We start from the raw sequence: 22180 nt of genomic DNA on the forward strand, positions 1-22180 counted from the left end.
TGACAGGCCAACTTCATCTGCCCTTAACGCATAGTGACGAACTCTTCCGCACTGGTGGGGTGGATTGCGACGCAGTTGTCGAAATCTGCCTTGGTGGCACCCATCTTCATGGCGACGCCGAAACCTTGCAGGATCTCGTCCATCGCAAAGCCGATGCCATGCAGACCGACCACCTTCTCTTCCGGGCCGACACAGACCAGCTTCATCCGGGTGGGCTGGCGATGCTGGGTCAGTGCCGAGTACATGGCGGTGAACTGGCTGCGGTAGACCTTCACCTGGTCCTCGCCGTATTCGGCGATGGCTTCAGGTTCGGTCATGCCTATGGTGCCAATGGGCGGGTGGCTGAACACCACGGTCGGCACCAGATCGTAGTTGAGGTGCTCGTTCGGCTTGTTGTTGAACAGCCGTTCGGAGAGGCGACGGCCCGCAGCGACGGCCACCGGGGTGAGCTGGATGCGACCCGTGTTGTCACCCACTGCATAGATGTTGGCGACGGCGGTGTTCTGGAACTTGTCGGTCGGGATAAAGCCCTTCTCGTCCAGCGCGATGCCAGCGGCGGCAAGATTCAGGTTGTCGGTAGCCGGTACCCGGCCGATGGCCCAGATCAGGCAGTCAACGGTGAGATGGCGACCATCTTCCAGTTGCAGGGTCAGGCTGTTGTCAGCGTTCTTGAGCACGGCTTTGGGAATGGCGTGGGTGTGCAGCTTGGGCCCTTCCTGCGCCATGATTTCGACCAGTGTCTCGTGGATCATGGGGTCGAAGTTGCGCAGCGGCGCGTGCTTGCGCACCACCAGATGGGTCTCTGAGCCGAGCGCCTGCATCACCCCTGCGATCTCGACTGCGATGTAGCCCGCACCCACTACGGCAACCCGCTTGGGTTGGCTTTGCAGGTCAAAGAAACCGTCGGAGTCGATACCCAGCTCGGCACCCGGGATCGCTGGAATTTCCGGGCGGCCACCGGTAGCGATCAGGATATGATCGGCCGTGTAGTGCTCGCCATTAACCTCGATGGTGTTGCTGCTGACGAAGCGGGCGAAGCCCTTGATGACGGTGATCTGGTTCTTGCCCAGCACGTTCTGATAGGACTGGTGAATGCGGCCGATGTAGGCCTGGCGGGACTCGACCAGCTTGGCCCAGTCGAAGTGGTTGAGAGTGGTGTCGAAGCCGTAATCGGAGCCATATTTCAGGGCATCGGCAATCTGGCCGGCATACCACATGGCTTTCTTCGGGACGCAGCCTACGTTGACGCAGGTTCCACCCAACTCTTTGGCTTCAATCAGGGCAACTTTCTTACCGTACATGGCAGCCCGGTTGGCAGAGGCGATACCGCCGCTGCCGCCGCCGATGGCGATATAGTCAAAATGCTGTGCCATTGCGAGGTTCTCCGCTCATTAAGAATGCAATCACAGCATGATGGGGATAAAGCGGCTGGCTCACAAGAGCCAGCGCTCAGTTATGTTGGATCGGCAGGCGAATATGGAACTGGGCGCCCTGGCCCGGTTCGCTGGCACAGCTGATACGGCCTTTCAGCAGTTGCACCACCAGGTTGTAGATGATGTGGGTGCCAAGACCGCTGCCGCCCTGACCCCGCTTGGAGGTGACGAAGGGATCGAAGATGCGCGGCAAGATTTCGGGCGGGATGCCGCGGCCGTTGTCCGAGTAGTCGATCAACAGCTCTTCTCCCTGTTGTTCCACCTTGATGGTGATCTTCTTCGGTTTGTCCCAGCTGTCGAACCCGTGGTTGATGGAGTTGAGGATCAGGTTCGAGTAGATCTGGGTAAAACTGCCCGGGAAGGAGAAGATCGACAGCTTGGGATCGCACTGGATATCCACTTCGCACTGGCTCTTCTTCAGTTTGTGGCCAAGCGAGACCACCACCTGATGGAGGTTGTCGGCGAGACTGAAGTTGTAGCGCGCTTCCGATGATTGGTCGACAGCCACCTGCTTGAAGCTGGCAATCAGCTCGGAGGCGCGCCGCAGGTTGCTCTGCAGAAGTTGCATCGATTCGTCGAGGTTGACGGTGAACTCGTTGAGATAGGAGCGCGAAAGCTGCTTGGAGTCGATATGGGACTTGAAGTCGGCGACCCGCTCCTGCAGGTAGGAGGAGGCGGTCACGCTGATGCCGATAGGAGTGTTGATCTCGTGTGCCACCCCGGCCACCAGCGAGCCGAGGGAGGCCATCTTCTCCGACTCCACCAGGGTTTGCTGGGCCTGTTTCAGGTCGTCGTACGCCTTGCCCAGCTGGTTGTTGGCTTCACTCAGGCTGCGGGTGCGCTCTACCACCTTGCCTTCCAGCTGTTCGTTGAGCTGGATAATCTCCCGCTCGACCTTTTTCAGTTGGGTGATGTCGTAGCCGAAGCCGATCTGGTACTTGAGGTTGGGGCCATCGTAGAAGGGGACGAAGGTCCATTGCAGTACCAGCTCATGGGCCTGCTGGTCATGCATGATGACCTCTTTGTCGGCCAGTGAACCTTCCGCCGCCAGAATATCGTTCAGCTCTTCCCGCTGCGCCGGGCTGACAAAGAGATCCAGCCAGTTGTGTTGCAACAGCTCCTGCTGGTGGTAGCCGGTCAGCAGTATGGCTGCCGGGTTGATGCTGGCGATGGTCAAATCCGGTTCCATGCAGCAGATGACCATGTTGGCGGAGTTGATCAGGGTGGCGGAGAAGTCCCGTTCCTTTTGCAGTTGTTCGACCGCCTGATGGCGAGCAACCAGCTCGTCACGCAGTCGGGTACGCATCTGGTTGAGGGTGGAGACCAGGGTATCCAGCTCATCGGGTTTCTTGCGTGGCTGCGGGCGGCCTTCCAGCTCCAGCTCCATGTCGAGCCGATCGAGGTTGAACTTCTGGGCGTAGTTGGCGATGCGGTTGATGTGCCTGACCACCAGATAGTAAATGATGATCAGGATGCAAAATGAGACCACCAGGGTCTTGATGGTCTGGCTGACCATGATCAGCACCGATTTTTCGATGAGGCGCTGGTAGATCTGCTCGAGAGAGGCGGCAACGAACAGCTTGCCGACGATTTCACCCTGATAGGTGAGGTTGAATTCGCGGGAGATATCATAGCTTTCCCGCTCGACCCCCTGGGTCAGCAGCGGGACTTCGGAGTTGCCGAGCATCTCCTTGACCATCACGAACTGCATGTTGGGCAGGTTCATGATCCCTTCAATTTGCACTTTGACCTGCTCTTCATCCAGGTTCCACAAGCTGGCGGCGATGGGTTGCAGGAACGAGGCCTCGATCTGGCCGATGCTGTCTTCGATGACGGCGACATCCTTGCGGTAATCCCACGCGAGTTGCAGCGCCGTAATGATCATCGCCAATACGGTACTGCACACCAGAATGTAGGAGAGCAGGCGATATGAGAGTCCGTTGCGGCCTACGGCCCTGGCGGTCTTGGTGAAGAGTCCTGACATGGCGTCCTTGCGGTCTGGATGTGGTGTTTTTTAGTTTAACTGCTTCATGCACTTATGTCGTCTTTCCTGCGAAGCATAAAAAAGGCCCCGTATCGGGGCCTTCGCATGTGATTGATGATTAATGTCCGCCGTTTGCTTTGGGCGGAATTGTTTCATCGAATACCGGCAAGGGTTTGTGCTCGGAAGCCAGATAGGTGTAGATCACCGGCAGCACGAACAGGGTAAACAGGGTGCCGATGGCAAGACCTGCCACGATGACGATACCGATACTGAAACGCTGTGCCGCACCGGCGCCTGCGGCGTAGAGCAGCGGGATCAGACCGGCAATCATGGCGGCAGTGGTCATCAGGATCGGACGCAGACGCACCTTGGCGGCTTGCATCACGGCTTCCATCCGGTTCATGCCGCGCAGCAGCTGCTCTTCCTTTGCTACTTCACAGATCAGGATACCGTGCTTGGTAATCAGACCCACCAGGGTGATGAGGCCCACCTGGGAGTAGATGTTCATGGTCGCCATACCCCATGCCAGGGCAATCAAGGCCCCGCTGATGGCGAGTGGTACAGAGACCATGATGACCAGCGGGTCACGCACCGACTCGAACTGGATTGCCAGCACCAGGAAGATGATGGCCAGTGCCAGCGCGAAGGTTGCATAGAGCGCATTGCCTTCGGTGACGAACTGACGGGCTTCACCCATGAAGTCGTAACGATAGCCTTGCGGCAGCTTCTCGTCGGCGGTGGTCTGGAACCAGTTGATCGCATCACCCATGGCCACGCCCGGAGCCGGAACGGCGCCTATGGTGGCAGAGTTCAGCTGGTTGAAGTGGGGCAGGGCGCGGGGCTCGCCAACCACTTCAATGCTGATCAGGCTGCCGAGCGGGATCGACTTACCGTCTGCGGCCCGCACGTAGTAGCCCTTGATGGACTCCGGATTGAGACGGTACTTGCGCTCGACCTGCGGGATCACCTCGTAGGAGCGGCCATCCAGGTCGATACGGTTGACGTAACCGTCCGCCATCATGGTGCCCATGGTGATTCCGATATCCTGCATGGTGATGCCGTAGGCACCCGCCTTGTCCTTGTCGATGCGGATCTTCATGGTGGCGGAGTCGTAGTTCAGATCAAGATCCGAATAGACGAACTGACCGTTACTCTGTGCCGCTGCCAGAATTTCACCGGCCACCAGGAACAGGCTTTCGAAGCTGTTCGGAGTGGTGATGACGAACTGGATCGGCAGACCACTCGATGCACCCGGCAGTTCCGGGAACTGGAAGGTGGTGATGGCCATACCCGGGATGTCTTTCACCAGATTGGCGACCCGGTCCAGCACCTCTTTCTGGCTCGCTTCACGTTGGCTCCAGGGCACCATGGAGGCGATACCGAACGCCTGGTTGGCGTTGAACACCCCTGAGAAGACCTGGGAGAAGGCGATCTCGGGCTGGTCGTCCAGGATCTTGTTCACATCCGCCATGGTGTTTTCGATGTAGTCCAGGTTGGCGTTGGACGGTGCGGTACCCAGCACGGCCATTACCCCCTTGTCCTCTGACGGTGCCAGTTCGCTCGGGATGAACTTGAACAGCAGCGGCAGGCTGGCGAACACGATGACGGCGAACACCACGATAACGGGGCGTTTTTTCATCACGGCGTGCAGCATGCTGTCGTAGCGATCGGTCATCCGCTCCAGCAGGTGGTGGACTGTGCTCTCGAACTTGCCCGGCTGCTCGTTGGCCTTGAGCATCTTGGAACACATCATCGGTGACAGAGTCAGGGCGATGATGCCCGAGACGAACACGGCGCCAGCCAGCGTCAGGGCAAACTCCTTGAACAGGGAGCCTGTGATACCCCCCATCAGGGCTATAGGGGCGTATACCGCCGCCAGGGTAACCGTCATGGCGATAACCGGCACCGCAATTTCACGGGTACCGATAATGGCGGCCCGGAACGGTTCTTCCCCCTCCTTGATATGACGGTCGACGTTCTCCAGCACCACGATGGCGTCATCCACCACCAGACCGATCGCCAGCACCATCGCCAGCAGGGTCATCAGGTTTATCGAGAAGCCGAACATATCCATCATCATCACTACGCCGATAAGACTGAGCGGAATGGTGATGATCGGGATGATGACCGCGCGGAACGAACCGAGGAACAGGGTGATGACCACCAGAACGATGGCGGCTGCCTCCAGGATGGTCTTGATAACCTCGTGGATGGACTCGTTGATCGCCACGGTGGAGTCATACATCACGTTGAGACGCATGGTGCTCGGCATATTGCGCTCAAGGCTCGGCAGCAACGCCAGCACATCGTGGGCAATGTTGATGGGGTTGGCTGTCGGCGCGGCGTTGACCGCCATGACCACTGCTTCGCGGCCATTGGCGCTGGCGCGATAGATGTCGTGGCTCTTCTCGAGGGTTACCTTGGCAATGTCGGAAAGGCGGATCACCTTGCCGTCACGGGTAGCAACAACCAGACGCTTCAGCTCGTCGACATCCTTGACCTGGGTCTCGGCGTTGCCGTTGAACAGGGTGAAGTAACCGGTCGCCTGACCTGTCGCGGACTGATAGTTGTTGCTGTTGAGCACCGTCATCACGTCACTGGCCGTCAGGTTGAAGGCCGCCATCTTGGCCGGATCCAGCCATACCCGCAGGGCAAACTCGACACCGCCGTAGAGGTCAACCTTGGAGACCCCGCCGACAGTAAAGAGCTGCGGCTTGATAACCCGCTCCAGATAGTCGGTGATCTGGCTGGAGTTGAGCTCCGGGCTGGTAAAGCCGAGGTAGAGCACCGCCGTGGTTGAACCGGTGGAGGAGGTGACCGACGGGTCTTCCGCCTCTTTCGGCAACTGGGAGCGCACCGAGTTCACCTTCGCCAGGATGTCGGACAGCGCGGCGTTGGGGTCGGTGTTGAGCTTCATGTACGCAGTGATGGTTGAGCTACCCAGCTGGCTGGAGGAGGTCATGAAGTCGATGTTGTCGGCTTGCGCGACCGCCTGTTCCAGCGGCTGGGTGATGAACCCCTGGATCAGATCAGAACTGGCGCCATAGTAGCCAGTGCTGACGGTGATCACCGTGTTGGTCACCTCGGGGTATTCCCGTACCTGCATCTTGAAGATGGCCTGAAAGCCCAGCAAGGCGATCAGGAAGCTGAGCGAGATCGCCAGCACAGGCCGTTTTATAAATATGTCAGTAAATCGCATCGCAGATCTCCGCGCTTACAGCATCGGGGTTTGTGCCGGAACGGCCAGGGCATCGTTCTCGACCACATGCACCTTGGTGTCGTTGCTCAGGCGAACCTGACCCGACAGTACGATCTGGTCACCGGCCTGGATGCCGGAGAGCACATGCACATCGTTGCCACGGCGCTCACCGGCCTTGACCACAACCTGCTTGGCTCGCAGCACTTTCACCTTGTTACCCTCTTTGTCGGTCTCTTCGCCCTCTTTGAGCACGTAGACGTTCTGACCGTAAAGGGTGAAGGAGATAGCGGTCTGCGGGATCACGATCTGATCTTTCACCGTCGGCAGAATGATGCTGGCGCGGGCGAACATACCGGAACGGAGCTGACCGTCGTTGTTCGGAATGTCTGCCTGTACCTGGATCAGGCCGCTCTGGAAGTTGACCGCAGGCTCGATGGCGGTGATATGACCGTCAAACTGGGTTTGCGGATAGGCATCCACATTGATCTTGATGGTCTGGCCCAGCTTGATTTTGGATATATCGGTCTGGGGCACGGTGAAGCGCAGGCGCATCACGCTGGTATCCTCCAGGCGCACGATATCTGTGCCCGGCTGCAGATACTGACCGAGGAACACATTGCGCAGGCCGACCACGCCGCTAAAGGGCGCACGCACTTCACGACGGGCAATGGTCGCCTTCAGACTCTCGATATCTGCTTCCAGTGAGCGATAGGCCGCTTCCGCCTCATCCAGCTGCTCTTTGGAGATGGAGCTGGTCTTGTAGAGGTTCTGGAAACGATCGAACTTGGCTTTTGCCGCCGGCAGCTTGGCCTGGGAGGCGCGCAGATTAGCCCGCTCTACGGTGGAGTCCAGGCTCAGCAGCAGCTGGTCTGCCTTGACCGGTTTGCCTGACTCGAAGGTGATGGCGTCAATGGTACCTGCCAGTTCGGTGGAGAGGGTCACCCCCTGATTCGGCTCGATGAAGCCGATCGCTTCGATGGTCGGTACCCAATCCTGCGCCTTGGTCACCATGGCGGTGACGGGGAACTCGGGTTCCGGCCGGTTGGCCATGTATTGGGCAATCATCTTCTGTTTGAACAAATTGAAGCCGATGACGCTGCCAAACAAGGCGATCGCTATCAGCAACATAATGGCCATCCACTTTTTCATGAACAGGCTCCTGAGGTGGAAAGATTGGGGGATAAAATGGCATTCCAGCTGGCCCGGATCGCGGTTTCCAACTGCGATTCGGTCAGCGTGATGTTGTGCACCCTGCACTGCAGGGCCAGATGCATGACACTGTCCAGACTCAACACCTGGAGTGCCCGTATCGGTAAATCAATAAACAATCCTTGTTCAACGCCCTGTTCAAAAAATCGGTCCAGAGGCTCCCAGGCGGCCAGAATGACAGGATTGGTTTCCAATTCTGCCCCTAGCGGAGAGCTCTCGTACTGCAATTTGCACCGGATAGCGTTGGGTTCGTTAACAAAAATGGCATGAATATTGAGCCATAATTGGCGAAATTGTTGAAATGAAACTTTATCGATTGCTACATCGGCCATGACCATGGGCACACACTGCAAGATAGTGTGCTGGTGCAGTTGCCGGATCAGATCATCCTTGTCGCCGAAGTAGCGATAGATGGTGCCGGTGGCAACATTGGCCTTCTTGGCGACTTCTGCAATCGACAGACCATGAAAACCCCGTTCACCCAGCACCTCATGGGCCGCGTTGAAGATGCTCTCTTTTTTATCCAGAATCATCAGTGTGACTTTCGATTGAATGAACGTTCATTCATTCTAGATGGGCATCAAATCAAGTCAAGGCAGCAAGGCGATTTGCGACTGCGATCTGCCCCTTTTCGGCTGTCAGCAGGGGAATAGTGGAAGAAAAGTGCGCAATGTGCTTGAAAAAACAACGAACAGTGTTTCGGTGACAGAAAAGTGTAGACAAACCAGCAACCATCATTAATAATGCGCCCCGTTCGACAGCGTAGCGCCCGTAGCTCAGCTGGATAGAGCGCTGCCCTCCGGAGGCAGAGGTCACAGGTTCGAATCCTGTCGGGCGCACCATCAAAAAGTGCGTCGGTTAAACGGGCGTTGTTGTGGAACGAAAACAGCTGTGGTGGCTGTAGCTCAGTTGGTAGAGTCCCGGATTGTGATTCCGGTTGTCGTGGGTTCGAGCCCCATCAGCCACCCCATTTTACAGCTTGTCAGGTACGCGAAGGTGGCGGAATTGGTAGACGCGCTAGCTTCAGGTGTTAGTGCCCCCCGGGTGTGAGGGTTCGAGTCCCTCTCTTCGCACCATACTTGCTGTATGACGAGGATGACCATCAGGTCGTCTTTGTTTTTTTGAAGTAAACTATTTTGAAAGAAATAGCCTCGGTGATTAGCGCAGTCCGGTAGCGCATCTGGTTTGGGACCAGAGGGTCAAAGGTTCGAATCCTTTATCACCGACCACATTTAGAAAAACCTCGCTTCGGCGGGGTTTTTTGCTTTCTGGCCTCCGCCGTGCCAGTACTCTCTCCCTGTTACGTCTGTTTACACTCTATTTGGGCAGCGCGCCCCGCCTTTCGGTTATGCTTCAGCCTCGAGTCACTGACAACCGGATGTCATCGGCCCATTTCAGGCATTTTTCCATGAATAACAAAATTTCCTTTGCTTGCTCACCTGCCATGCTGGCAGCCTTGCTGCTGGGTGGCTGTACCATCAAGCCGCCATCCACCGATGTGATGATGGGCTCCATTGCATCACAACCGCAGGAGGAGCGTTCTCTCTCCCCCTTGCTGACCAGCGGTGATTTTTGCGTTGCGGTGTCCCAACAGAAGGTGTTGGCACAACCTTGCAGCGGAAAAGACGATCAACTGTTCGAGTGGGATCTGGGTGAGTTGCGCCTGCAGGATCTCTGTTTGCAAGCCAAAAACGACAGCGAAGTGATGCTGGCACCCTGTGACGGTCAGGCGCAGTGGGAGTGGCAGAAAGACAAGCTGTTCAACAGCAAGGTTTCCCGCTGCCTCGATGTGGCCGGGCGACGCCATACCCCCGGCACGCCGCTGAGGCTGGCCGAATGTTACGGTGGCGCGAACCAGAGCTTCAGCTGGCAGCGGCCCAATCCCTGGCTGGAAACCCTGAAAAAACAAAGCCTCACATGGTGAGGCTTTGCTGAATCGGATGTCGGAATGAAGAGGATCAGGCTGCGCTGACGTTCTCCAGCTCGAACAGCTTCTCCAGATAGACGGCGACGCCATCTTCATCGGAGGTGAGGGTCTGCTCATACTCCGGCAGCGCCATTTTCAGGCGGTCATGGGCGTTGCCCATCACGATGCCGCGTCCCACCATGGTCAACATCTCGAAGTCGTTCATGCCATCGCCGAAGGCGATAGCCTCCGACATATCGAACCCGTTCTGCTCCAGCACGGCACGCACCGCATTGCCCTTATGCACCCCGGCGTGCATCACTTCGAGGCAGTCCGGCAATGAGAAGGTGACATTGAGCTGATCGCCATAGCGCTGGTTGAGGTGCGCCTCGATCTTCAGCAGCTTCTCGTGGTCGCCGATGTAGAACACCTTGTTGATCTGCTCTTTCGGTTCCTGTTTCAGGTCATCGACCAGGCGGTAGGTGAACCCTGACTCGTCGTGGAACTGCAGCAGCCAGGGCAGCTCTTCTTCCACTACCCAATCATCACCCTGATAGACATTGAGGTGGATAGAGGGGTCGCGCTCCAGCGCAATCAGTTCGGCGGCGATCTCGGTCGGCAGCGGCTGGTTGAAAATCAGCTGATCCTGTTTGTCATGGACCACGGCACCATTGGAAGTAATAAGGTAGATGTCCATCCCCAGCGCATCGCGGAAGCTGCGAACGTCAACATGATGACGGCCGGTGGCGACCACGAATTTCACACCTTGTTCTACCAGGCGGTGCAGGGTATCCCGGGTACGGGGAGAGATCTGGTGCTGCTTGTTGAGCAGAGTGCCATCGAGATCGGATACAACTACCTTAAACATCATTACCTCGGCATCGATTGAAAACAGGGGCAGTTTACCTTAGCCCGCACTGTCACCCCATTTATTTAGGGTTACAAAAAATAGCCAGCTCAGAAGCGGGCGAAAAAGTCGACCATCGCGGTCAGGGCGGGCTGGCGTTTGTCATCGGATTCGATAAACAGTTCGTGCCAGGCCCCCTCGATGCGCAGCGGTTTGCCCCCTTCGCACTTGGCAATCGTGCAGAAGCGATCCTGCGCGGAATTGTCCACCACGCTGTCGCTGCCAGCTTGCAGCACCAGCAGCGGGGTTTTGATGGCGCCCGCATCGGCGATGGCGGCATCGGCACCAGTGATCCCCTGATAAATCCAGTGGGCGGTCGCGCCACCCAGCTTGATCTGCGGGTGCTGTTCGTAGAGTTGGCGGAAGGCTTGATAGCGGGGCTGGCTGTGAGTCAGCTCGTTATCAGCAAAGCCGTGATCCTGATAGGCGCCCTGACCGGGGCCGTAGGGAGGCTCGCCAAGCCAGCCGCCGACCGTGCCTATGGTGCTCGCCAATCCCTTGGCCAGCCACTTGGGCAGACCGCCGAGATTGATGCCCAGCATGGGGGAGGAGAGCACGGCCGCCTTGATATCATCGGGCCAGCGTTCCAGATAGCGGGCCGAGATGGCGCCGCCCATGGAGTGGGCCAGCAGGAACAGCTTGGCAGGCTGGTCCGCCATGATGATCTGGTCGTGAAACTGCTTGAGATCTACCACATAATCGTCGAACTGGTCGACATATCCCTTCTGCGGGTCATCCAGCATCCGGCCAGACATCCCCTGACCGCGATGGTCGATAAGGTAGAGGCTGTAGCCCTGACGCCAGAGATCCCACGCCAGCTCCTGATACTTGAGGTAGCTCTCGACCCGGCCATTGACGATGAGGATGGCGCGATCAACCTTGGCTTGCCGTAGCGCAGCATAGCGGATGGTCACCCCGTCCTTGCCCTTGAACTCCCCTTCAACCGCATGTTGGCGCCAGAAGTCGGGCAGGGTTTGCTGGTAGAGGCTGGGTACATCGGCTTCGCTGGTGAGCTGATAGGTATTGGTCACGGCAAGGGCTCCGGCAGAAAACAGGGTCAGGGCCAACAGGGAAAGAGAGAGGGGGTTCATCAGGCACACTCCTGTTGCCAATGGTGATAAAGGGCGGCGATATCCCCCGAGCAGAGTAGCGCCATGCTGGCTTGCAAGCGGGGCAAGGGCCAGTCCCACCACTGCATCTCTTGCAGCATGAGGATCTGCTCATCGCTGAAACGGCGGCGGATCGGTTGGGCCGGGTTGCCGCCGACTATGGTGTAAGGGGCCACATCCTTGGTCACCACGGCGCGGGTGGCGATGACGGCGCCATCACCGATGGTGATGCCGGGCATGATCATCGCTTCCGAGCCGATCCAGACATCGTTGCCAATTCGGGTGTCCCCCTTGCGCAGAAAGCCGCTGCGGGCCCCTTCGCCAAAGGTGTCGGGGTTGAACGGGAAGGTGGAGACCCAATCCAGCCGGTGGCCCTGATTGCCCGCCAGCATGAAGGTGGCGCCCGAGCCGATGGAGCAGAATTTGCCGATAATCAGCCGATCCACCTCGCCCCAGAGGCCGCTCTCCCAGGTGTCACGGGTCGAGCCATCGCCGAGCAGGTAGCGGACGCAGTGATCCTCGAACGGCTTGCCGTGGTAGTAGCCGGAGTAGTAGCTGTAGTCGCCGGCCTCTATGTTCGGGTTGGTCAGGTGATCCCGGATGATTTGCGATTCCAGCCAGCTGCCAAAAGGGTTCTCCATCACTCCTCCTGCGGATCGTCCTGTTCGCTCTGCTGCGCCCACCCTTTGCGGGTCAGCTGCATCCGTTGCCACCACTCTTCGTCTGCCAGAATTTCACCGGCCGGGCCGAGCTGGGGGTAGGGCATCTCTTTCTCTTTGCAGAGCTGGGCATAGATGGGATATCCACCTTCGAACAGGATGCTGTTCTGCTCCTCCAGCGTGAGCGGGCAGCCGCGTTGATAGCAGCCGGCCAGCTCGCGCTGGCGCTGCGCCTCGTAGAGTATGGCGGCGGCAGCCACCGAGACGTTGAGGGACTGCACCATGCCCACCATGGGGATGACGATATGGTGGTCGGCCAGCGCCAGCGCCTCTTCACCGATGCCGTGCTTCTCCTGACCCACCAGAATGGCGGTCGGTTTGGTGTAGTCGATGGCGCGAAAATCGACCGAGCTGTCGGAGAGGTGGGTCGCCAGGATCTGCATGCCGGAGGCTTTCAGCTCGGCAACGGCTGTGCCGATATCCGGGTGCAGTTTTACATCCACCCAGTTCTGGCTGCCGCGGGCGGTGCCTTTGCGCTTGTGGATCCAGGTTTTGGGCCAGACCGCGTGTACCCGGTGGATGCCGATGGCATCGGCGGTACGCACGATAGCGGCCAGATTGTGAGGTTTATGGACCTCTTCCATGCAGACGGTCAAATCGAGCTGACGCTGGGCCAGCATGTCGGTGATGCGCTTGAAGCGTTCGGGGGTCATGGCTTGTCTCTATAAAAGCAGCAGGCGGCTTGCGCCGCCTGTGTTCAGTTCTTCTGTCGGCTCACCTTGAGCACGTTGGGCATGACGCGGATCTTGCGCATGATGTTGGCCAGGTGGATGCGGCTCTTGGTGGTGATGAGCAGGCTGACCTGATAGACCCGGCCATCCTTCTCTTCGGTGCTGATGGCGTGAATATTGGCGCCGGTGGCGGCAATCACGTTGGCCAGCTCGGCCAGCGCACCCTGATGGTTGACGATCTCGATGCTGATGCCGGTGCGGAACTCCTGTTCCTGCTCCTTGTCCACTTCCCACTGCACCGGCAGGTACTTGTCCGGCTCCTTGCTGTAGCCCTTGATGTTGCGGCAGGCTTCCTGATGGATCACCAGACCCTTGCCTGGACTGATATGGGCGATGATGGCATCTCCCGGGATCGGGCGGCAGCAGTTGGCGAAGGTGACCAGCATGCCGTCGGCACCCTTGATCGGCATCTTCTTGCTGCTGGTTTTGGGCTGCTCTTCCGGCGGCAGTTCATCCCCCAGCATGCGGCGCGCCACCATGACGCTCATGGCGTTGCCAAGGCCCACATCGGCCAGCAGCCCCTGCAGGTTCTCATGCTTGGTATCGGCGAGCACCTGCTTGATGCGCGGCTCGGGGATGTCTTCGATATTCTTGGCGCCCAGCGCATGGTTGAGCAGGCGGCGACCCAGCACCACCGACTCTTCAGTGCGCAGGTTCTTGAGGAACTGGCGGATCTTGGAGCGAGCCTTGGTGGTCACCACGAAGTTGAGCCAGGCCGCGTTGGGGCGAGCCCCCGGCGCCGTGATGATCTCCACCGTCTGGCCCGAGTGCAGTGGGCTGCTGAGCGGGTAGGGGTGGCGGTCGACCCGCGAACCGACGCAGGCGTGGCCGATGTCGGTGTGCACCGTGTAGGCGAAGTCCACCGGCGTGGCGCCAGCGGGCAGCTCCATGATGCGTCCTTCCGGCGTGAACACGTAGATCTCGTCGGGGAAGAGGTCGGTTTTGACCCCTTCGATGAATTCAAACGAGCTGCCGGCGCTCTGCTGCAATTCCAGCAGGCTCTGCATCCAGCGCTGGGCGCGGATCTGGGCGGTAGTGCCCGAGCTGTCGCCATCCTGCTTGTAGGCCCAGTGGGCGGCAACCCCTTTATCGGCCATCTGATCCATGAACTCGGTGCGAATTTGCACCTCGACCGGTACCCCGTGCGGCCCCACCAGCGAGGTGTGCAGCGACTGGTAGCCGTTGGTCTTGGGGATGGCGATGTAATCCTTGAAGCGGCCGGGGCGCGGCTTGTAGAGGCTGTGCATCTGCCCCAGCACCCGGTAACAGGTATCTATGTCCTTCACCTTGACACGAAAGGCGTAGATATCCATTACCTCATGAAATTGCAGCTCTTTTTTCTCCATCTTGTTGTAGATGGAGAACAGATTCTTCTCGCGGCCACTGACCTGATGCTCGATCCCCGCCTCCTTCAGGCGACCGCTGATTTCGCTCTGGATGGAGTCGACGATCTCGCGGCGATTGCCACGAGCGCGGCGCACCGATTCGCGCAGCACGCGGGATCGCATCGGATAGAGCGCCTCGAAACCCAGCTCTTCCAGCTCGTTCTTCATGGTGTGAATACCGAGGCGGTTGGCGATGGGGGCGAAGATTTCGAGGGTTTCCCGGGCGATGCGGCGGCGCTTGTCAGGGCGCAGCGAGCCTAGCGTGCGCATGTTGTGAGTGCGGTCGGCCAGCTTGATCAGAATGACCCGGATATCCTGGGTCATTGCCATCACCATCTTGCGGAAGTTCTCGGCCTGCGCCTCTTTGCGATCGCGAAACTTCAGCTTGTCGAGCTTGGAGACCCCGGCCACCAGTTCTGCAACCGCATTGCCGAATTGTTCGGCCAGATCGGCCTTGGTGACAGAGGTGTCTTCAATGACGTCGTGCAGTACGGCGGCCATCAGGGTTTCATGATCGAGGCGCATGTCACCCAGGATTCGGGCAACGGCTACGGGGTGGGTGATATAGGGTTCGCCACTGGAACGCATCTGGCCCTGGTGGGCATCACGGGCCACCACATAGGCTTGCTTGAGCTTCTCAACCTGCTCTGGCGGCAGGTAGGAACTGGCTATTTCTTTAAGGTTTTCAAATAAATACAAGACAGTCCCCGCAGCGGTGAAACGGCAATTCGTGGAATTGAGGGTATAGCCCTGAGTTTGCGAGGTTTTCGAGCGGTTGTAAATGGGGATGAACAGTCGGCACCCGGGCGGGTGCCAACCGGAGGAATAACTTAACCGCGGCCTTCGGCGATGGCAGCAACGGCAGCCAGCTCAGCGGCTTCCTGCTCTTGCTGTTCGTAGCGGTCCTGGGTGTCCATCACTTGATTGTTCACCAGACCCAGCTCGATCTCACGCAGGGCGATCACAGTCGGCTTGTCGTTCTCTTCGTCGACCAGGGGATCTTTGCCTTGTACCGCGATTTGACGAGCGCGGCGCGCGGCGACCAGCACCAGGTCAAAACGGTTACCTACCTGTTTTACAGCATCTTCTACAGTAACGCGTGCCATGCAGGACTCCAGTGTTTGGGCTTTCTGTATTTAGAAAAGCAGTGTTTAAAAATGACGCAAAAGTTTACTTGTTTTTGGCTTACTCTGCCAGTAGCTGTTGCAGCAAGTTTTTTTGAGCCTGTTGCTGGTGACGCATCTCCAGCCGTTGGCACTCAATAATGGACCTGAGCTGGAACAGCGCTTGCTCGAAGTCTTCATTGATAATGACATAGTCATACTCGTCGTAGTGCACCATTTCGGCAATGGCTTTCGCCATCCGGCCGGCAATCACTTCGGCGCTGTCCTGACCGCGCCCAATCAGGCGGCGTTCCAGCTCTTCGCGGCTGGGGGGCAGGATGAAAATGGATTTGGTCGGCATCTGCTCGCGGATCTGGCGGGCACCTTGCCAGTCGATGTCGAGGAATACGTCGATCCCCTTGGCCAGACAGGCTTCGATGGCGGCGCGTGAGGTGCCGTAGTAGTTGCCGAACACTTCGGCCCACTCCAGAAAATCACCGCGTTCGATCAGTGCCTTGAATTCTTCCACCTGAACGAAGTGGTAGTGTACGCCGTGCTCTTCGCCAGGACGGGTGGCGCGAGTGGTGTGGGAAACCGACAGCTGCATCTTGCCAGCTTGATTGTGGTTGGTCAGCAAGGCATTGAGCAGACTGGATTTACCCGCGCCGCTCGGAGAAGAGATGATATAGAGAGTGCCTTGTTGCGCCATATTATTACCTTTAATCGAAACCGCTGTTTTGGTTGTAGCAGAGACCGCCGTCTTGTGCCCGAAAGGGAGACAGCCAAACGCAAAACGCGGAAAATTCTTGAGTCAGGAGGATGTAAAGGCGGCGAATTTTACCAGAATGCGGCGAATAAAAAAACGGCCGGAATCATATTCCAGCCGATCAAAGTATTCGTAGCTTGCTGCGGGAGCGTAACCCACATCAGCCTGCATTGTGCCTTTGGCTGAGGGCAGAGGCTATCAGGTTATCCCTGCCTGATGGCTCGGAATTCCCGAGGTGCCCTGTTACTACGGCAGTTGACGATCTGCACAGAGCCGATCGAACGCGGCGATCACCTGCTCGCTGGTGATTTTTCGCATGGCCTCCGGATCCTTGAGGCGGGTGCGCCAGCTCAATTCGGCCAGCGGCTTGCCTGTCTCCTGCTCGACCAGCTCCTGATAGACGCTGACCACGTAGTCGCGGCACAGATAAGGGCCGGTACGCACCGGATTGTGGTGGGCATAGAGGCCGATCACCGGCGTGCCCACTATGGTGGCCATATGGGTGGGGCCGGTATCGGGGGCCAGTACCAGACTCGCCTCGCCAATCAGCGCCAGCAGCTGCTTGAGGTTGGTCTGCCCCACCAGATCGACCGGCTTGCTCTGGCTGAGTTGCCGGATCTCGGCGGCCAGATCCCGCTCCAGCTTGGCCGGCCCGCCACAGAGATAAACCTGAAAGCCCTTGCTGGTGGCGTGATCCGCCAGCGCGGCATAGCCTGCGGCAGTCCAGTTCTTGAAGGCCTTGCTGGCTGCGGCGCAGATAAGCAAGGTCGGTTTGCCGCCAATCTTCTCCCTTGCCCACGCCTGATGTTCGGCGCTGATGGGCAGTTGCCAGTCCGGGGTCAGATCCTTGATGCCGAGCTCTTTGGCGAAAGCGAGGAAACCGTCCAGCACATGGGGAGAGGCAGGCGAAGGCACCTTGTGGTTGGTGAACAGCCACTGGCCGTCGTTGGCCCGCTCCCGATCAAACCCGAGTGTGACCTTGGCGCTGATGCCGAGGGTGGCGATGCTGGCTCGCATCGCTGCCTGCAGGTGGAGCAGGGCATCGAATTTGCGCCCCTTGAGGGTCTGCCAGAGATCGCGATAGCCGCGCCATCCCTTGCTCTTGTCGAAGGGGATCACCTCGACGCCGGGCAGATCGGCAAACAGGGTTGCCTCGATTTTGCCGGTGATCCAGGTGATGCGGGTCTGTGGCCACTCCCGCTGGATGACGCGCACCAGCGCCAGTGCGTGGCAGCAATCCCCGATGGCGGAGAGCCGCAGGATGCAGATGGAGGAGGGGGGCGTTTGAAATAGCGGCATGTTGTGGCGCACGGCTGGCAAAAAGGGTGGATGGCATTATGCAAACTCCCCTCTGGATTGTAAAATTGCGCACAATCGTCAGCCAGGATAGGCCGGGCCCAGCGCCATGACCTGTCTCTGCACGTCGTTGATTAAAGGCCACTATTGCGGGCATGCCAGAGCGGCAGCCTCATCGCCAATTGAAAAATTGCGATCCATGACCCACCGAGCGGGATCTCCACGATGCGAGTACAGACCGAACACAACCAGATCTGCTGGTATGCCGAAGGGGCCTTTCGCGACCCCTCTCCCCAGTTATTCGATCCTGCCTGGTGGCAGAACAACCGTCAGGTGGTGGGGACCTCCATCGGACGGGGAGTGACCTGGTTCGTCAAGGATGAGTCCCGCCATCTGGTGCTGCGCCACTACTATCGCGGCGGCATGGTGGGCAAGGTGGTGCGGGATCGCTTCTGGTTCGAAGGGGTCGAGTCGAGCCGTGCCATGGCCGAATACACCCTGCTGGCCAATCTGTGCGAGCTGGGGCTGCCGGTGCCGCGTCCGTTTGGTGCCCGCATGGTCAAACAGGGCCCATTCTATCGTGCCGATATCCTGATTGAGCGAATTCGCGGTGCCAAGGATATGGTGGCACTGCTCAAGCAGGGGCCGGTGGCGACCGAGGTATGGCACAAGATAGGCCAGACGGTGCGCCAGCTGCACGATGCCGGGGTCTATCACGCTGATCTCAATAGCCACAATCTGCTGCTCGATAAAGAGGGCAAAGTGTGGGTGATCGATTTTGACAAGGGTGCGATCCGCTCCCCCGGCGAATGGCAGAAGGCCAATCTGGAACGCTTGCTCCGTTCATTCAATAAAGAGTCTCAACTGCATACCAGTTTCCACTTCGTACCGGAGAACTGGCAGATCTTGATGAACGGGTATCAGGGAAAAGCGCTCTGACCCTGTTGCTCGGCGTGAACGCCAATGTTACTTATTGATCAGGTATTCAGATCCTGTTTCGAGGCGCCCCATGGAAATGCTCAAGACACCTTTGGTCGATGTGACTGCCCGGCTTGATCCGGGTCTGCTGTCTGATGCCATGGCGCTGCTGGAGGCGGGGATCTGGAGCTGGTCAGCCCAACATGGACTGCAGCGTGATCCCTCCTGCCTGCGCCTGTTGGGATTGGGAGAGTGCTGGCCGGATGATCTCGGCTGGCTGGATCGGGTTCATCCCGACGATGTTGCCCGGCTGGAGGATGCCCTGCTCGCCTGCCAGAGCGGCCGCAGCAGCGGTCTGCGCCTCGAATACCGCATTCTGCATCATCACGGTCACTACATCCGGCTGGAAGAGCGGATGCGTCGCGATGAGCGGGGTTATCTGCTGGGGGTTGTCCGTCACCTCGATCCCGCTGCCGTGCTGGTGGAGGAGCGACATGGCACCGATCCGCTGACCGGTCTGGAGAGCCGTGGCCGTTTCGAGCAACTGCTTGAAGAGCGGCTGGCGACCGAGAGCGGCACTTTCAGTCTGCTGCAGTTTTCGGTCGATCACATGGCCAAAATCCAGCAATTGTTTGGCGAAGCGGCTTGCGACGCCATGCTGGCCAAGCTGGCGCGTATCGTGCGCCACGAGCTGCGGCGGGAAGATCCCTTCGCCCGCTGGGATGAGGACGGTTTTATTTTGATGCTCTCCCAGACCGAGCGGATGAGTGCGCTGGAGATCGCCGAGCGGCTGCGCCTCGAGATTGCCGATGCCAGCCTGCTGTCACAGCGGCCGGTCACCGTCAGCATCGGGCTGGTGCAGAGTCAGGCTGGCGAGCAGCTCGATCATCTGCTGGCCCGGCTGGCCAGCTGTCACAGTCAGGCCAGACGGCAGCACAACACCGTCGTCGGCTGAGTGAGGTCAGGGCTGGCCGCTTTTGTCACGCTGGCAGACCCAGAGCGAGGCCAGCATCAGCAGGCCGCCGATGGTCAGTCGGGTCAGGTCGGTATCCTTGCCCCAGAGCAGCAGATTGACCAGCAAGCCGGCCGGAATGAGCGCATTGTTCATAATGGCCAGCACTCCGCTGGTGACCAGCGTCGCCCCCTTGTTCCAGAGGAAGTAGCCGAGGCCGGAGGCACCCACCCCCAGCCAGAGCAGAATGCCCCACTGCAACCCTGACGTCGGATATTGCGGCTTGCCCAGCAGCCACCAGGCGGGCAGTGCGATCACCAGCGCTCCCAGATAGAAGCAGCCGAACACCGCCAGTTGCGGCGGTTGCTCCGCCTCCCGTGCCAGCAGTACCTTGTAGCCCACTTGACCCAGGGCGAAACAGAGGTTGGCCCCCTGCACCACCATAAATCCCAGCACATAGCTTTCGGTCAGGCCGTCGAAGCGGATGACGGCAGCCCCGAGCACCGCCAGCAGGGCGCCCCACAGATAGGTGGGCTTGAAGCGCCCTTCCAGCAGGTCGTGGAGCAGGGTGACGTAGATGGGGGTGAAGATGGTAAAGACCAGCACTTCCGGCACCGTCAGCAGCAGAAAGGAGTGGTAGTAGAAGAGATACATGATGCCGAGCTGGATGGCGCCCAGCGCCATCAGCTTGGCCGCCAGATCGGGGCGCAGCCAGCGGCGGCGCAGGAAGGGGAGAAACACCAGACTGGCGAGGGCGATGCGGGTCAGCACCGAGAAGTAGGCATCGACCTGGCCAGCGAGGTAGACCCCGATCAGGCTGAAGGAGAATGACCAGAGCAGGGTGACCCCTATCAAGTAGTTCATGTGTTTGATTTATCATCAGTTGTCAATTTTAAGGGGGCTATGATGGCCGAGATGGAAGCGGCAATCCAGCGTTTATGGGCGCGATTGCCACAGGTCGGAGCATTTTCCTTTACCGCCAGCAATAGCGAGGGGTCGGCGACCGACTGGAATGGTCGGGGCGAGGGGCGTGTGCAGGTGACCGATCATCAGGGGGGCTGGCTGTTTAACGAGCAGGGCCGTTACATCACGCCTCATGGCAGGGAACTCGCCATGCACAACCGCTTCTGGTGGCAACGCAGCGAGCGGGGGATCCGCCTTTCTCACCTGCGTTATGAAGCGCCGGTTGAGCTGTTCGAGCTGCTGCCGCAGGGGGATGGCCACTGGCTGACCGCCGAGCCCCATCTGTGCGGGGCGGATCACTACAGCGCCGAGTTGACCGAGATCGACGGTGGTTTTCTGCTGAGCTGGCATATCACCGGGCCGCGCAAAAACGAGCGACTCAGCTATCGCTATCTGATCTGACGCCGGCTGGCAGGCATAAAAAAACCGGCGCAGAGCGCCGGTAGCGGGGGACAAATCGGAGGTTTTTTAAAACAGTCCCAAAACAGGAGAGATAGACTCTCGTCACACATTCAGAGATGGACTTCAGGCATTCAGGGCATAGCTCAACATGGCTTGCAGCTTGCTATCGAAGAACCAGGGCAGCAGTACCATCAGCAGGCCCAGGATCCCGGCCAGTCGCTGGCGATACTGCCAGCCGGCAATCAGTACCAGACCACCGCACAGTGTGGTCAGGATGCCTGACATAGGGAGACCTCGCGCTGCATGCGACGCTGCTGCGCCCACTGGTTCATGGCGACCGAGCCGAGGATCAGGGCCAGGGCCACGCCGGTGGTGGGGTGGATCTGCTCGCCGAGGAACAGGGCGCCCAGCATCACGCCGAACAGCGGCACCAGATAGTTGCTGAAGGAGGCGAACGTCGGGCCGGCCTTCTGGATCAGCGCCATGTAGAGGAAGTAGACCAGACCGGTACAGAGGGTACCCAGCACGGTGATCGCACTCAGGGCCTGGGTGCTCGGCAGGGTCAGGCTGCCGAGGTCAACCATGAAGGGGGCGACCAGCAGCAACTGGATTGCCGAGGAGATCAGGATATTGCGGGCGACCACGACCGGATGGTCCTTGGCGAAGCGCTTGATCATCAGCAGGCCGATGGCGAAACAGCTGGCACCCAGCAGGATGGCCATGGCACCGAGCAGGCCGGCGTTCATGCCCTGGGAGAGTTTCGGCCAGAACAGGGTGAGTACACCGGCAAAGCCGATGATCACGGAAAGCAGACCGGTTTTGGTGATTCTTTCACCAGAAATAAACAGCGGTGCAGCCAGAATGGTCACAAACGGGATACAACCCATGACCACGGCGGCGATGGCGCTATCCACATACTGTTGGCCCCAGGCGACCATGATGAAGGGGATGGTGGCATCCAGCAGGGCGATCAGCATATAGGTGCGCCACGGGGTGTGCTCACTCTTGAGCCGCATGAACAGGCAGAGCAGACCCAGGGTCAGGCTGCCGCACAGAGCACGACCGGCAGCCACCAGAATGGGGGGCAACTCGGCAACGGCCTGGTGCATGAAAATGAATTGGGAACCCCACAGCAGGCCAATGGCCAGCAATAACAGATAGCTACGCATTTGAATCTCCGATGTATTAAGCCAGCGCA

The 22180-nt window shown here is 58.9% G+C and carries 20 protein-coding genes and 4 tRNA genes; 8 read left to right on the plus strand and 16 right to left on the minus strand.

Annotation, left to right across the window (positions count from 1 at the left end):
- Positions 1-23 precede the first annotated feature (23 nt).
- From gorA to AB5Z05_RS07530, 5 genes are all read right to left on the minus strand, one after another.
- Positions 24-1373, minus strand: a complete 1350-nt coding sequence (gorA, locus tag AB5Z05_RS07510; RefSeq protein ID WP_368150842.1) for a glutathione-disulfide reductase — start codon at positions 1371-1373, stop codon at positions 24-26.
- A gap of 76 nt (positions 1374-1449) precedes the next feature.
- Complete coding sequence (locus AB5Z05_RS07515; protein WP_368150844.1) at positions 1450-3417, minus strand: ATP-binding protein; 1968 nt, start codon at positions 3415-3417, stop codon at positions 1450-1452.
- 118 nt (positions 3418-3535) lie between these two features.
- Positions 3536-6616: a multidrug efflux RND transporter permease subunit gene (locus AB5Z05_RS07520; protein WP_005355755.1), complete on the minus strand. Its 3081-nt coding sequence runs from the start codon at positions 6614-6616 to the stop codon at positions 3536-3538.
- A 15-nt stretch (positions 6617-6631) separates the two neighbouring features.
- Positions 6632-7765 carry an efflux RND transporter periplasmic adaptor subunit gene (locus AB5Z05_RS07525; RefSeq protein ID WP_005355753.1) on the minus strand — a complete coding sequence of 378 codons (1134 nt, stop codon included), beginning with the start codon at positions 7763-7765 and terminating at the stop codon, positions 6632-6634.
- On the minus strand, positions 7762-8358 hold the full coding sequence (locus AB5Z05_RS07530; RefSeq protein WP_005339267.1) for a TetR/AcrR family transcriptional regulator: 597 nt from the start codon (positions 8356-8358) through the stop codon (positions 7762-7764). Before AB5Z05_RS07530 ends, AB5Z05_RS07525 begins: the two co-directional genes overlap by 4 nt.
- A gap of 232 nt (positions 8359-8590) precedes the next feature.
- Here AB5Z05_RS07530 and AB5Z05_RS07535 point away from each other — a divergent pair.
- The 5 genes from AB5Z05_RS07535 to AB5Z05_RS07555 all read left to right on the plus strand — a co-directional run bounded on the left by AB5Z05_RS07535 (position 8591) and on the right by AB5Z05_RS07555 (position 9749).
- A tRNA-Arg gene (locus AB5Z05_RS07535) sits at positions 8591-8667 on the plus strand.
- Between the two features lie 52 nt (positions 8668-8719).
- A tRNA-His gene (locus AB5Z05_RS07540) sits at positions 8720-8795 on the plus strand.
- A 20-nt stretch (positions 8796-8815) separates the two neighbouring features.
- Positions 8816-8901 (plus strand) — tRNA-Leu (locus AB5Z05_RS07545).
- Positions 8902-8977: 76 nt separating this feature from the next.
- Positions 8978-9054: transfer RNA gene (locus AB5Z05_RS07550), tRNA-Pro, on the plus strand.
- Between the two features lie 179 nt (positions 9055-9233).
- Positions 9234-9749, plus strand: coding sequence for a ricin-type beta-trefoil lectin domain protein (locus tag AB5Z05_RS07555; RefSeq protein ID WP_088868071.1), 516 nt, complete (start codon positions 9234-9236; stop codon positions 9747-9749).
- A gap of 34 nt (positions 9750-9783) precedes the next feature.
- Here the strand turns inward: AB5Z05_RS07555 and AB5Z05_RS07560 are convergent, their stop codons facing one another.
- The 8 genes from AB5Z05_RS07560 to AB5Z05_RS07595 all read right to left on the minus strand — a co-directional run bounded on the left by AB5Z05_RS07560 (position 9784) and on the right by AB5Z05_RS07595 (position 17750).
- Positions 9784-10599 carry a Cof-type HAD-IIB family hydrolase gene (locus tag AB5Z05_RS07560; protein WP_040069618.1) on the minus strand — a complete coding sequence of 272 codons (816 nt, stop codon included), beginning with the start codon at positions 10597-10599 and terminating at the stop codon, positions 9784-9786.
- 89 nt (positions 10600-10688) lie between these two features.
- Entirely contained in the window at positions 10689-11729 is a 1041-nt protein-coding gene (locus AB5Z05_RS07565; RefSeq protein WP_368150848.1) for an alpha/beta fold hydrolase, read from the minus strand.
- Positions 11729-12388: a CatB-related O-acetyltransferase gene (locus AB5Z05_RS07570; RefSeq protein ID WP_005355745.1), complete on the minus strand. Its 660-nt coding sequence runs from the start codon at positions 12386-12388 to the stop codon at positions 11729-11731. The genes AB5Z05_RS07565 and AB5Z05_RS07570 overlap by 1 nt, the downstream gene beginning before the upstream one ends.
- Positions 12388-13119 carry a tRNA (guanosine(18)-2'-O)-methyltransferase TrmH gene (gene trmH, locus AB5Z05_RS07575; RefSeq protein WP_021230464.1) on the minus strand — a complete coding sequence of 244 codons (732 nt, stop codon included), beginning with the start codon at positions 13117-13119 and terminating at the stop codon, positions 12388-12390. Before trmH ends, AB5Z05_RS07570 begins: the two co-directional genes overlap by 1 nt.
- 44 nt (positions 13120-13163) lie before the next feature.
- Complete coding sequence (gene spoT, locus AB5Z05_RS07580) at positions 13164-15281, minus strand: bifunctional GTP diphosphokinase/guanosine-3',5'-bis pyrophosphate 3'-pyrophosphohydrolase (RefSeq protein WP_368150851.1); 2118 nt, start codon at positions 15279-15281, stop codon at positions 13164-13166.
- A gap of 131 nt (positions 15282-15412) precedes the next feature.
- Positions 15413-15688, minus strand: coding sequence for a DNA-directed RNA polymerase subunit omega (gene rpoZ, locus AB5Z05_RS07585; protein ID WP_005307060.1), 276 nt, complete (start codon positions 15686-15688; stop codon positions 15413-15415).
- 79 nt (positions 15689-15767) lie between these two features.
- Entirely contained in the window at positions 15768-16394 is a 627-nt protein-coding gene (gene gmk, locus AB5Z05_RS07590; protein WP_005339253.1) for a guanylate kinase, read from the minus strand.
- 303 nt (positions 16395-16697) lie between these two features.
- On the minus strand, positions 16698-17750 hold the full coding sequence (locus tag AB5Z05_RS07595; RefSeq protein ID WP_159162643.1) for a glycosyltransferase family 9 protein: 1053 nt from the start codon (positions 17748-17750) through the stop codon (positions 16698-16700).
- Positions 17751-17972: 222 nt separating this feature from the next.
- Between AB5Z05_RS07595 and AB5Z05_RS07600 the strand changes: the two genes are divergently transcribed.
- Together AB5Z05_RS07600 and AB5Z05_RS07605 are read left to right on the plus strand one after the other, a co-directional pair.
- Positions 17973-18686, plus strand: coding sequence for a 3-deoxy-D-manno-octulosonic acid kinase (locus AB5Z05_RS07600; protein ID WP_368150855.1), 714 nt, complete (start codon positions 17973-17975; stop codon positions 18684-18686).
- A 70-nt stretch (positions 18687-18756) separates the two neighbouring features.
- On the plus strand, positions 18757-19620 hold the full coding sequence (locus tag AB5Z05_RS07605) for a GGDEF domain-containing protein (RefSeq protein ID WP_368150857.1): 864 nt from the start codon (positions 18757-18759) through the stop codon (positions 19618-19620).
- Positions 19621-19626: 6 nt separating this feature from the next.
- On the opposite strand, the gene AB5Z05_RS07610 is transcribed toward AB5Z05_RS07605, so the two are convergent.
- Positions 19627-20481 (minus strand): carboxylate/amino acid/amine transporter, encoded by an 855-nt coding sequence (locus AB5Z05_RS07610; protein ID WP_151286414.1) that lies wholly within the window; start codon positions 20479-20481, stop codon positions 19627-19629.
- 39 nt (positions 20482-20520) lie between these two features.
- On the opposite strand from AB5Z05_RS07610, the gene AB5Z05_RS07615 reads away from it, so the two are divergent.
- On the plus strand, positions 20521-20982 hold the full coding sequence (locus tag AB5Z05_RS07615) for a DUF6314 family protein (RefSeq protein ID WP_368150860.1): 462 nt from the start codon (positions 20521-20523) through the stop codon (positions 20980-20982).
- 123 nt (positions 20983-21105) lie between these two features.
- Here AB5Z05_RS07615 and AB5Z05_RS07620 read toward each other — a convergent pair whose 3' ends face one another.
- Positions 21106-21267, minus strand: coding sequence for a hypothetical protein (locus AB5Z05_RS07620; RefSeq protein ID WP_005339236.1), 162 nt, complete (start codon positions 21265-21267; stop codon positions 21106-21108).
- A complete protein-coding gene (locus AB5Z05_RS07625; protein ID WP_005357113.1) occupies positions 21252-22151 on the minus strand; it encodes a DMT family transporter in 900 nt (299 codons plus the stop codon). Before AB5Z05_RS07625 ends, AB5Z05_RS07620 begins: the two co-directional genes overlap by 16 nt.
- Positions 22152-22180: the final 29 nt, after the last annotated feature.

The organism is Aeromonas sp. R2-4 (assembly GCF_040908365.1).
Classification (GTDB): domain Bacteria; phylum Pseudomonadota; class Gammaproteobacteria; order Enterobacterales; family Aeromonadaceae; genus Aeromonas; species Aeromonas veronii.